8 protein-coding genes are annotated in these 12,789 nt (G+C 44.6%); 5 read left to right on the plus strand and 3 right to left on the minus strand.

Annotation, left to right across the window (positions count from 1 at the left end; translation table 11 throughout):
* Nucleotides 1–226: 226 nt before the first annotated feature.
* Genes C2M32_RS13710 through C2M32_RS13720 form a run of 3 tightly spaced genes read left to right on the plus strand, consistent with a single transcriptional unit; the run spans nucleotide 227 to nucleotide 3,470 of the window.
* Nucleotides 227–916 carry an ABC transporter ATP-binding protein gene (locus tag C2M32_RS13710; protein ID WP_105168911.1) on the plus strand — a complete coding sequence of 230 codons (690 nt, stop codon included), beginning with the start codon at nucleotides 227–229 and terminating at the stop codon, nucleotides 914–916.
* Nucleotides 917–926: 10 nt separating this feature from the next.
* Entirely contained in the window at nucleotides 927–2,249 is a 1,323-nt protein-coding gene (locus C2M32_RS13715; RefSeq protein WP_105168912.1) for an ABC transporter permease, read from the plus strand.
* Nucleotides 2,250–2,258: 9 nt separating this feature from the next.
* Nucleotides 2,259–3,470, plus strand: coding sequence for an ABC transporter permease (locus C2M32_RS13720; protein WP_105168913.1), 1,212 nt, complete (start codon nucleotides 2,259–2,261; stop codon nucleotides 3,468–3,470).
* A 431-nt stretch (nucleotides 3,471–3,901) separates the two neighbouring features.
* Here C2M32_RS13720 and C2M32_RS20550 read toward each other — a convergent pair whose 3' ends face one another.
* The 3 genes from C2M32_RS20550 to C2M32_RS13730 form a co-directional block, all read right to left on the minus strand.
* Nucleotides 3,902–4,066 carry a hypothetical protein gene (locus C2M32_RS20550; protein WP_158678226.1) on the minus strand — a complete coding sequence of 55 codons (165 nt, stop codon included), beginning with the start codon at nucleotides 4,064–4,066 and terminating at the stop codon, nucleotides 3,902–3,904.
* A gap of 211 nt (nucleotides 4,067–4,277) precedes the next feature.
* A complete protein-coding gene (locus C2M32_RS13725) occupies nucleotides 4,278–7,463 on the minus strand; it encodes an amidohydrolase family protein (protein ID WP_105168914.1) in 3,186 nt (1,061 codons plus the stop codon).
* A 110-nt stretch (nucleotides 7,464–7,573) separates the two neighbouring features.
* On the minus strand, nucleotides 7,574–8,404 hold the full coding sequence (locus tag C2M32_RS13730; RefSeq protein ID WP_105168915.1) for a M90 family metallopeptidase: 831 nt from the start codon (nucleotides 8,402–8,404) through the stop codon (nucleotides 7,574–7,576).
* Nucleotides 8,405–8,512: 108 nt separating this feature from the next.
* On the opposite strand from C2M32_RS13730, the gene C2M32_RS13735 reads away from it, so the two are divergent.
* Entirely contained in the window at nucleotides 8,513–10,840 is a 2,328-nt protein-coding gene (locus C2M32_RS13735; RefSeq protein WP_105168916.1) for a DEAD/DEAH box helicase, read from the plus strand.
* Between the two features lie 119 nt (nucleotides 10,841–10,959).
* Entirely contained in the window at nucleotides 10,960–12,753 is a 1,794-nt protein-coding gene (locus tag C2M32_RS13740; RefSeq protein ID WP_105168917.1) for a hypothetical protein, read from the plus strand.
* Nucleotides 12,754–12,789: the final 36 nt, after the last annotated feature.

Below are 12,789 nucleotides of genomic sequence, written 5' to 3' on the forward strand. Positions count from 1 at the left end.
CCCTCCAAAATAGTGTCACGCCAGTTTCGTTCGTTACGTGCTTATACAAAGGAATAACATCAATGACGTTCGCACCTACAGCCAATTATCTGGCAGCGCTTTTTACCCTCTGTAACATGTATTTACGCGCCAACCATCGATATATGAATAATCTCATTAAGCATAAAAACCACCACTCAGTTTTGTTATCAAAAACCCATATACATATAACAATAGGGAGATACGTATGTTAACAATGAAAAAATTAGCCAAAACATTTTTCGCAGATCAGATCAAAACACAGGCATTGCATCCTTTTGACTTACAGGTGGAGCAAGGCGAGTTTGTTAGCATCATCGGCTCATCAGGCTCTGGGAAAACCACATTTTTAAATATTGCTGGCTTACTCGAAGAACCCAGGGAAGGGGTTTATCTACTTGATGGACAAGATGTAAAAGCAATGACAGACAAACAAAAGTCCGCTTATCGAAATGAAAAAATCGGCTTTGTATTTCAAAGTTTTAACCTGATCCCTGAGCTAAATTTGTATGACAATGTGGATATGCCACTGCGTTATCGAAAATTCACCGCAAAAGAGCGTGACAAACGCATTATGCAAGCGTTAGAGCAAGTGGGCTTAGCAGGAAGAAAACACCACTATCCAAATCAATTGTCAGGTGGGCAACAACAGCGAGTAGCCATTGCCAGAGCCATTGCTGGTTCCCCCACAGTTATCCTCGCCGACGAACCAACAGGTAATCTAGATTCACACATGGCACAGGGGATCATGACATTACTAAAAGACATCAACGCCCAAGGCACCAGTGTCATTATGGTAACCCACGACAATGAACAAGCCGCTCAAGCCAACCGCATAATTCAAATTAAAGACGGCCATTTGAGCGAATTACAATCGCTTGAAAAAGCCATTGCATGAGTAACGAGCCATGATGACCTACTATTTTAAGCTCGCCTGTTTGGGCGTGCGTAAAACCCCGTTTTTGAGTTTTTTAATCGTCGCCATGATAGCCATTGGCATTGCTGCAACCATGACGACATATACCGTCAGCTATATGATGTCAAAAGACCCCATTCCAGCAAAAAGCCAAACGCTCTTTAATGTACAGCTTGATAACTTCAGTAAAGAATACGCCATAGAAATGGGTGACAAACTAAATTACACACTGACCTATCAAGATGCAATGAATCTGATTAAATCAGATATTCCCCGCTATCAGGTAGCGCTCAATTCTAGTGAAGAAATGCTTTCTAACCCCGCTCGACCTGATTTACAACCTGAAAATGTTACTGTACGTACCACCACACCTGACTTTTTTAACATCTTTGAAGTTCCTATTGCATTTGGTAATGGTTGGGACCAGCAAGCCGAAGACAATGCAGCACAGGTGATTGTGTTAAGTAAAAAAACTAACCAACGCCTATTTAACGGTGAAAACTCCGTTGGGCAAACAGTACTATTCGCAGATAAGGTATTTACTGTTGTTGGTGTGATGGAACACTGGTCACCTATTCCTAAGTATTACAGCCATGCCATGGATACGTATAATGATCCATATGATGTATTTATCCCTTTAAATACACAGATGAAAAATGAGTTTTACTCCTCCTTTAGCGCCGATACCCATTGTTGGCAAGAACCGGAAGATGGCTCTTTTGCCGCCCTCATTGCCTCTGAATGCTCGATGATCAACATGTGGGTTGAATTACCAGATGAACAAACTAAAGCACAGTATAAAGACTTTCTCACTAGCTATGCCCAACAGCAGCAAGCCTTTGGCCGCTTTCCAAATAGCACTCGCTCCAAATTATTGACGGTGCGAGAGCGTCTAATTGACGATGAAATGATCCCCAATGACGGTAAACTTGCGGTGTGGCTTGCAGTGCTCTTTTTGATTGTTTGTTTGCTCAACTGTATGAGCCTTATGATGGCGAAATTTTTTGGCCGTTCAAAAGAGGTAGGCCTTCGCCGAGCAGTAGGTGCTAGCAAGCAAGCCATTTTTATACAGTTTTCTGTTGAATTGGCCTTATTAGGGGCGCTCGGTGGGCTACTGGGACTCGCACTAGCACAGCTTGGGCTTAAAATACTCACCAGCATTTATTACTACATGCCCGCAGGCATTATGCAGATGAACCTATCTTTGGCCGCCACGACTTTGTTGTTAGCCCTGCTCTGTAGTTTGCTATTTGGGCTTTTGCCAATATTGAAGGCGAGCCAAACCACGCCATCTAGTCAGCTTAAGAGCCTATAGGAGCGAGATATGAAAGACTTTTTCCCAATTTTAAAATCGCTTAAAAAGCAAAAAATTGCGCCTATTTTGCTCGCATTACAGGTTGCGATTACCTTTATGGTGCTGGTCAATACCGCCTATATGATAGGTGAGCGCAGCAAAAAAATGCAGCGCCCTACTGGCCTTGACGAAGCCAATACCTTTTATGTCATCACGAATATTTTGCGTGAAGGCCATCAAGTACTTGCAGAGCATAATGACAATTTAAGACAAATAAGAGCGTTAGACGGTGTGGTCGCAGCAGCTCCTTTACCAAGCATACCACTTATCGGCTGGGGACGTTACACCGACTTCTATCTAGACCCAAAAGGTGAAAGCGTGGCCTATGGCGGGTACTTTAACAGTGATGAGCATGCCCTAAAAGCACTCAACCTAGAGCTTATCGCTGGTGAATGGTTTACGCCCACCGATATTGTGTCAGTGATGAGCGATGGTACGTTTGTTGAGTCTCCTGTGGTTGTTACCCAAGCTTTAGCAGAAAAAATCTACCCCAATAATTGGCGTGATATTGTCGATACCACCTTGTATTTCAGTGGTAACCCACATCGCGTGAAGGGCGTTATTAAAACCTTGCAAAGCTCATGGCAGTTTTGGTCCATGGTGGAATTAACAGTACTTGCTGGCGTGAACGAAGCATTACCAACCTCAGCCAGTCATATTGCGATCCGCACCCAACCGGGCAGGCTGGAAGAAGTGATGAACAACACTGTTGATATGCTACTTAAAACTCCAGGTCGGAAAATAGAGCGTATCGGCACGATGGCGCAGGTCAGGCAAAAAGCCTACAAAGAAGACTTAGCCACCAGCAAAATACTTACCGCCATTGGCGTGGGGCTGGCCATTATTACGGGTCTCGGTATATTCGGTCAGGCGCGTTACAACGTGAGTCGCAGAACCCAACAAATCGGTACTCGCAGAGCGCTGGGCGCAAACAAATGGGATGTTATTCGCTACTTTATGGTTGAAAACGCCGTTGTCACAAGCATTGGTGTGGTGATTGGTTTGCTCGGTGCCATTATTCTCAATAATCAGTTTGTAGAACTGCTATCCATTAACCCCGTACCGCTAAGCTATTTAATGATAGGCACAGTGATGATTTTTGTACTCGGCCAACTGGCGGTTATCTACCCTGCCACCCGAGCCAGTAGAGTCTCCCCCGCCATCGCCACCCGTGGCGCTTAGGCGTATAGGTAAAGCTCGTTAGCATGTGAATGCTAACGAGCTGCTTACGTACTGATAAATGGATTTACACCAATAGTAAACAAAATGTTTATTTTTTAACCCTGTTGAAATAATCTGTCCCTTAAAGCCCTGCACGGCTTAAACACTGTTTATTACTGGCATTACTAAAGTTAAAAAGCCATTTTTTGTTTTACCAGAAGCCACCATTGTTAATATTATGTATATTTAGATGCGGAAAAATCTCCCCATCGCAATAAAAAGGGAAAGGACGTGATTAATGGTGACGACCTAAGGTCGATGCGGTTAAAGGCGGGTATTTCTCAACAAGCAATGTCACAAAAACTCGAATGTGACCGAAATTTCGTAAGAGATCCTGACCTTCGTCAGGATGACGACATATATGCATGAGTAATGCCTTCATCCTAGTTTGTTTAAGCCGCGCCTTCGTCCCAATTTCGCTTGTCATTCTGAACTTGTTTCAGGATCTCATCACCTAGTAAAAGATCCTGACCTTCGTCGGGAAGACGACATATTTGCATGAACAATGCCGTTTCCTTAGTTTCTAAGCAATGCCCTCTTTTGGTTACTTTCGTCATTCTGAACTTGTTTCAGAATCTCGTCACCTTCAATCAAAAGGCAATAACTTGGTGTTAGAGCCATTCATTTAAAAGATCCTGACCTTCGTCAGGATGACAGCATATATGTTTGACGCACTTGTCATGCTGAACACATTTCAGGACGAGACACCTTAAACAAAAAAGGCCGCAACCTAAGTTGCAGCCTTTTTTAATTCAAAGCAAAAAATGGTTATTCGAAGAACAACTTATCACGCTCTTTTTTACCTACTTCATTCATGGTTTCGGCGTCAAACAAACGACCGTTGATCATGGTGTAAGCCACCTTATCGGTGTCACGAATGTTCTTAAGTGGGTTGCTATCTAGTACCACTAAATCAGCAAGTTTACCGGCTTCAATCGAACCAATATGTTTGTCTAGGCCTACGTATTTAGCCGAGTCTAATGTTGCCGCACGTAGTGCTTCATGAGGCGTCATACCACCTTGGGCGAACATCCAGATTTCCCAGTGTGCTGCTAAGCCTTCACGTTGACCGTGCGCACCAAGGTTCACCAAAATACCTAACTCTTGAAGTTCTTTGGCAACGCGCGCGTTGTTTACGTGGTTATAGTGATGTTCAGGTGACTTGATACGGCGCATAGAACGCGGTAGCAACTGGTTCTTAGGCACAAATTTACTTAAGCGTGGGTGGTTCCACACATCGGTTTTATCGTACCAGTAGTTTTCACCCCAAATACCACCATATGCCACGCCCAGTGTTGGTGTGTAACCTACTTCAGTTTGCGACCATAACTGCTTCACATCATCATAAATGTTAGCAACTGGAATAGAGTGTTCCACACCCGTATGACCATCGACCACCATGGTCAGGTTGTGCTGTAGTAGTGATCCCCCTTCTGGCATCACCATCATGCCCATTTCTCTTGCCGCTTCAACAACTTGTTGGCGCTGTTCACGACGAGGCTGGTTATATGACTTAACGCTAAAGGCACCCACTTTTTGCAAGCGCTCAAGGTGGAACTTCGCATCATCTAATGAGTCAATGTGTGCGGTATAACCCGGTACATTGGCACCATATAAAATGGTACCCGTTGAGAAAATGCGTGGTGCAACAATCTTACCTGCCTTTTGCATTTCGCTGGCCGCAAAGATTTCAGTGGTATCATTTGATGGGTCATGAATAGTGGTCACACCTAACGACAATCCAGCTAAGTTCTTCCAGTTTTGCTCTGGAATGATCTCCTCACTGGCTTGCGCGCCGTGGGCGTGCACATCTACCAATCCTGGCATGATCGTTTTACCAGTTACATCAATCACCTGAGCGTCTTTAGGAACGGTCACATCCGCGGCACTGCCAACCGCTTTGATATGTTTACCATCGGTCAGTACCACCCCATTTTCAATCACTTTTTCGCCTTGCATCGTGATGATGGTCGCACCGGTTAACGCAATCATACCTTTTGGTTCTGCCATGTCTTGTTTAAAGCCAATGTCAGTACCACTTTTTACTTTAAAATCAGCGTCTTTATCTTGCTTAATATCAAACATGCCGTCTAAGCTTGCGTGATATAGCTCAGGCCCAAGGCTCCAATACAGCTTGTCACCTTTAGCGCTCCAACTGATATTTTCGCCCGCCCGTACAGATAACTGCTGTACAGGGAACTGCTTGTCACTTGGAGAGATTGAAATGGTTTTACCAGTTTGCACAAATGGTGTTACAAACACTTTGAAACGCTCAGCAAATGCCAGATATTTACCATCTGGTGATACACGATATTCGGTTGCATGCTCCGCGTCATAAAGCGTGCGAGACTTTTTCGTTGCTAATTCAATCGCGCGTAACTCTGGGTTTTTGCCCTGTGCCATCACGTAAATTACATCGTTGCTATCGGCAAATTGTGCTTGATAGCCCACTTCACTGATAAGCTCTGCTTCACCGCCATTGCTCGACACCTGATATAAACCTGGCTTTAACGACCACTCTGGTGCCAAGATTGAGCTGCCACGAGACTTACGGAACACCACGGTTTTACCATCTGGGCTAAAGGTCGGCTCAACGTATTTGCCCGGCTCTTTAGTAATAGCTTTACCATTGCCACCGCTGGCTGAAACCACACGTACACTACCCTGCTCATTGTCATCCCAAGTGGTATAGACAATTTTTTTACCGTCACGAGAGAACTGCGGGAAGAATTCGAAATGATCGTTTTGTTTGGTTAAACGCTTCACTTTGCCCGAGGCCAAGTCTCGTGAATAGATGTGGCCCATGGCTTCAAAAACAGCTGTTTCACCATTTGGAGAAACCTGTACATTACGTAACATTTTTACATCGAATTGTGCTTGGTCGATGTCTTGTGCAAAGCGTAATGCTTTTTGTACTTTCTTCGTGGTATTAACACTGAACTCGATGGTTTCAAACGATTTATCATCAACCGCTACTTTGTGAATTTTACCACCCGCCCAGAATACCAAGCTTTCGTTATCCGGTGTCCAAGCAATCGTTGGGTATACCCCATGAATAGCCCATGTTTCTTGCATGTCACGTTCAAGATTGCCATACAGCTTGGTTTCTTTGCCCGACTCTAAGTCGTACAAATAAAGGCTTGATTGGAAATCATCACGCTTTACATACGCCAGTGTTTTACCATCTGGTGACGGTGTAGGTCGAATAGCACCACCCATGCCGGATAAGATAACTTTAATCTCGCCTGTTTCACGGTCAAAACGTTTGATTTTGTAGATACCCGCTACCGAGTCTTTAGAGTAATGGAACGTTTTGCCCGGTGTCGCATCATGGGAGAAGTACACGTAACGACCATCTGGCGAAAATGCCGGTTCGCCCAAGTCTTTTTGATCGTTCTCACGCTTAGTCAGTTGTACACCACTGCCGCCAGACTTGTGATACATCCAAACTTCACCTGCGCCTAAAGAACGCGATGCGGTAAAGTGTTTACGCGCAACAAGAAAATCCCCATCCGGACTCCAAGCTGGGCTGTTCAACAAACGGAACGTCTCATTGGTGACTGCGCGTTGCTCTGAACCATCAGCGTTCATAAGCCAAATGTTATCACCACCGCCTTGATCCGAGGTAAAAGCAATGTGCTTACCGTCAGGGCTAAAACGTGGCTGCATCTGCCAACCAATATCACTGGTTAGCTGCTTGGCTTCCCCACCTGAGATAGGCATGGTGTAAATATCACCCAACAAGTCAAACACCAAGGTTTGTCCATCAGGACTGACGTCAACGTTCATCCAAGTACCTTGTGTCACGGAAATCTTGGCGTCTAAAAATTCACCTTGAGGGGCATCCACTTGCCATTTTTGCGATTTTTCTTCTGCTGCATTGATGGCTGCACTGCTCGTTCCCAGTGCTAATGCGATAGAGAGCGACAGTGCGCTATAAAACTGCTTTTTCATCATTCTTATACTCTCAACTAAAATTTGCACCATCACAGCAAAAATTAGCTAAAGTTGCCAGTAAAATGCCATCAGTTACAGAATTACGCGGCTATTGTCTGTATTTATTCTCAATATCGCTGCCACTGCTGTGGGTCAAACTTAAAATAGCGTATTAATAGGCGGTATAGCTCAGGGTCATAGCTTCGCAATTGGGTCGGTTTCTCAATAAAGGTTTCGGTAAGCACCGCAAAAAATTCCGCTTCATTGGTTGCCCCATAACTATGCATCACATGGGGCATTTGATAGGCCACATGACTTTTCAAATTACTATATGCACGATTGAATACTCTTGCCCAATCAGCGTAGTCCTGTTTTGATGCCAGCAGCGGCGTACCATTAGTTTGCCCCGTTTGTTGATCTAACTGATGAGCAAACTCATGAAACACCAAATTATGGCCATCCCCCGGTAAACGGTTGCCCTCCAACACATCGTGCCAGCTCAATACCAATGTACCACCAGGCCAAGATTCCCCCTGTCTAACTGAGGTGTGATAATTCACTAATCCCGCCGCATCACGGCTGGTTTGCGGCACATAATAACTGCTAGGATAAAGTAATACTTCTTTGACATTGGGGTACAGCGGCCAAGATTGATTGAGCACCAACAAACAGGCATCGGCCGCAACAATTAATTCCATTGCGCGGTTTACCCGCAATCCATCTCGTCCCAAAATGCGCTTTTCTCCCAAAAACCACACTATGTGCTTTTCTAAAGCGGCTCGGTCGGCATCCGTCATTGCCCGGTAAATAGGCATATATTGCAGTAGCACTTGCCTATCAGGTTGGCTCAGGGTTATTTCTTTATATTTTCGTGCCCAAAATAGATTTTGAATGTGTTGCCAACGCCAATACACCACCACAAAAACCATTAAAGCCAACAGTAAAAAACCATTTATCATATTGATTACTTATTCATCTTTTTAAACATAGTTGGTACAAACTGCGGCATTTTCAATACAGCTTTGATAATATTTGCCTTTGTGTGACTTTTATCTACGTGCCTATTTATGACTTTACCTATCGCTGCCATACAATCTGAATTTTTAACCACTCTTGCCAAAGAGCATGTGGTAGTCAGCGCAGCAACTGGTTCTGGAAAATCTACCTGCTTACCTTTGTGGGCACGTGATCAAGGTCGAGTACTGGTGATAGAGCCTCGGCGTATTGCATGTACATCACTGGCTGAATATCTTGCACAACAAGCGAATACCGCGCTGGGTGAGCAGATTGGTTATGCCATACGTTTTAAGCACCATTTTACTGAGCACACACAGGTCGTCTTTGCCACGCCTGGTGTGGCTTTACGCTGGTATTTTGAAAACCAACTCAGCGATTATGATGTTGTCATGCTGGATGAATTTCACGAGCGGCGCTGGGATATGGACTTGCTACTTGCATTGCTCAAAACACATAACCAACACCGTTTAATCGTGACCTCAGCGACGCTCAACACCAAGCCACTTATCAACTATTTACAAGCTGCCACATTGCACTCAGACGGCAAAATGTTCCCTGTTGAGGAGCGTTTTATCGCCAGTGACTCACGCGCTATGCCCAGTAAATATGATTTGAGTGAACGAGTGCGTGAAGCTTGTGAACAAGCCCTTGATATTACAGAGGGTGATATTTTGGTGTTTTTACCCGGGAAAGGCGAAATTCAGGCCGCAGCGGGGCAACTATCGCATTTAGATGCGCTGGTAGTGCGTTTGTATGGTGGCTGTAACCCAGAGCAACAACAATTGGCGCTGAATGTTCAGCATCAACAACGAGTTATCTTGGCGACCAATGTGGCCGAAACCTCTTTGACCATTCCCAATGTAAGCTGTGTCATTGACTCAGGACTTGAACGACGCACGCATCTACGCGGTGGGAAAACCGTACTCAACCTTGAAGCCATCGCTAAAGATTCAGCAAAACAGCGTTTAGGCCGCGCGGGACGAACACAATCAGGCCTATGCATTCGTCTCTACGGTGAACATGCGCCGCTCCTTGATACCACGCCACCAGAAATACACCGTGAAAACCTTACTGAGCTGGTGTTGGCGGCAGGATGTTCAAGTGAAGGGGTTGATAGCTTAGAGTTTATTGAGCCTCTGCCTGTAGCATCTAAATCGGCTGCTATCGAGCAACTTACCAAGATTAAAGCCATTGATGCGCACCAACGCGCCACTGAACTTGGCAAACAGCTTTATCCATTGCCAGTGGATGCCCAGCTCGCGTATTTAATCAGCACTATGCCCAGTAAATCGTTGCAACAGGCGATGGTTGATGCCATCTCAGTGCTGAGCGTTCCCGCTCGAGTTTATCAGTTGCCAAGTTCACCAGAGCACGTCGATGCACTGAACAAACAATTACCCAATCACTGTGATTTGGAATTCGTCATCGCCTTAGTGCGGGATCAACTAGAAGGTATCAACGTCGAGCATGATGCCCTAAAAGAAGCAAAACAATTTAGTGATCAACTGCGTATTGCGTTTGATTTACCAGAAAGAAAGCACGCAGCCAGCTACGATCGGAACCTACTTGTTGCAGCTATCGCCAAGGCCAAGCCTGATTGGTTATACGTCAAACGTAATAATCGGCGCGGCGCATTCGGCAATGGCAACAGTGAGGTGATCCCAGCAAAAGAAACACGTATCAATGACAACTGCCAAGCCATGTTAGTACTCGATACTTATGCATTAGCGGGTAAAGGCACTAAGCAAGCCATGACGTTGGCAACCATGAATGCCCCTGTAAATCTAAACCTCGTCACAACGTTGGGACTAGGTGAGCAGCACTTTATTGATGCATGCGTTATTGATGAACGTATCATGGCAAAATTTAGCACCAGTTATGCGGGGCTTGAGCTTAATGAGCAGCTCATAGAGCCTGCGGGTCAATTGCTCATCGACGCCTGCGTCACCTTAATTTCAAGAGGAGAACTACTGGCCCCTGCAGGTGAGCAAGTCAAGCAGTCACTGGCAGAACACCAGCTTTACTACCAAGCTCACGGTACACCTTTTGAAGCGCTCACCACAGAGCAATATTTACAACAAAAGCTACAACAACTGGGTATTGAGGAACAAGATGACATTGCACTGATTGAAGCGCAGGATCTGTTCTATCAAACACTTGAACCTTGGCAGCTTGCACCCTTTATTGAAAAGCACCCATTACACGTCAAGCTCAATGATTTACTGATGCAGGTAGAGTACTCATTCACTGGCAAGCGTATCTTGTTAACCCATGTCAGCGGTAATAGAAAAGATGCGCCAAAAAAATGGGAGCTTCCCGCTTGGCCGGGCTTTAAAGTTAGATACAAAAAAGCCAGTAAAGTGGTCGATGTGAAGTAATTTCCCACGATTTTCAGTCAATATGTATTCATTTTTTGAGCGTAATGCCCTGTAATTTACATATTCATGATTTCTCATGATGATCCATAGGTACACCTTTTCATCGTGGAAGAATAATTATGGGACAAAATCTGAACATCATTTCACCAACTGAGATCACGCTAGGTACGGAATCATATAGCTTACGGGAAATACCAAGCTTTCAATCTTCAATGGTACAAAAAGAAGTGCAACGGGTGCTCGGACAACTTAACTTAGGTGAGGTCACTGAAAACCTAGAACTGAGTGTTGATCTCCTCAATGTCGCTTATCATGGCGTAGCTGGGCAAGGCACACTTAGACCAAGAGTTGCCAAACTCCAAAGTGAGCTTGCAATGCTGAGCAATGATTGCATTGTAACTATGACCTCTTTTGAGTCTCAAACCGCAATTATTTTAAAGCAGCTGATTGAAGTGCATAAATGGCTATCTAAAGCCAAAGAAGGTATGGCAATAAAAAAACTCGCGCGCTGCAAAGAGGCCTCTAAGAGCATGGCGCAAGAAGCAAAGCAATTAGCTGATGCATTTGTCGTACTGCAAAAAGACTCAACTTCAGTCTACACCGACACCATGTACGCCGAGGAACAAGAACATATTCGTAAAGAAAAGCTTTCTCAGTCTATTTCGACCCTCAATGCCAAATTAAAAGCAGAAAAAACCTCTCAAAAAGAGTTAGTCGCGAACGCAATGCAAGCAGAGCTCGATTACCAAGATGCCAAAGACCGTGAAGAAAGCGAAGTAAAGCATACCCGAACAGTTCAGATTGTAAGTATGGTGCTCAGTGTTTTTAAAGCAGGCATTGGCGCGGCCTTTGGAGGAAGTGACCAAGAGAATGAAGCCATTCAAGCACAACGAGAGAAAAAAGCTAAAGCACAGCAGGATGCTAATGAAAAACAGCAACAATTAGAACGTCATGAGGAACAACTTGCAACTGCAAGTAAACTTTTTGAAGAACTCGAAGCTAAAGCATTACACACTGTTTCGAGACTTGAAGAGCTAGAGCAGAAGCTTGAGGTAAAACGCAGCCAACCTGATGCAAAAGATGAAGAGGATGCATTGCTTGCACAAATTCGAGGCCTACAAACAGAAAAAGTGCAGTTAGATGTACACCTTGAAAATGCACACAAAAACAAGAAAGCCGCTCAGAAAGCAGCTGATGACGCCAAGCGGATTTACAACACAGCTATGTCTGCGTTCAATGCTATTGAGAGCACGCTAAAAGATATGACTGATGCCTCAGCAAAAACCTTAGCATCATACCGACAAGAAAAAATGGCATTTCTAAAGCAAAAAATTGAATTAGAAAAGGCCAAACGAGAATCTTTAGAAAAGCTTAGTGAGTTCACTTCTATGTTGGCTAACACGCAGGACGAATTCACCATTAGTGAATCTTCGGTACAGTCATTACATGCAGCGGTGGGTGCAATGGGGCAAATTGTCAGCAGTTTGACTCAGGCTGCGCTGTTTTGGGAGCAAATGGCAAACTACTGCGACCGAATGCAAGACGCTGGTTTTCAAGCAATGATTGAAGACATTAAGGATGAAGATGAAGACACCAGAAAGGAGCAATATGAAGATGAAATGTTTATCGAAGAATACTTAACCTACCTCTGTCAGTGGGCTGCACTAAACGGTATTTCAAAAGAATATCAAGCGAAAGCCTCTCTTGCTCAAGTGAAAGCTCTAGAACACATGAAATTGAATCCTTCTATCGAGTTGTGTAGAGAACTTGCCCCTCAGCTCGCCAAGGAAATGGGGACTAAGCTAAGCCGACAAATAGAGGCATCCAACGAAGCCATCGTACGTTTACATACATCTAGTGAACAAACTTTGGCTCAGTTACCAAACAGCAACTCGTATCAACACGCTGTGTAATTAAATAAACATATTGCACCAAACTGAGGTTTGGTG

Source organism: Pseudoalteromonas sp. T1lg23B (genome assembly GCF_002964665.1).
In the GTDB taxonomy this organism is placed as follows: Bacteria; Pseudomonadota; Gammaproteobacteria; order Enterobacterales; family Alteromonadaceae; genus Pseudoalteromonas.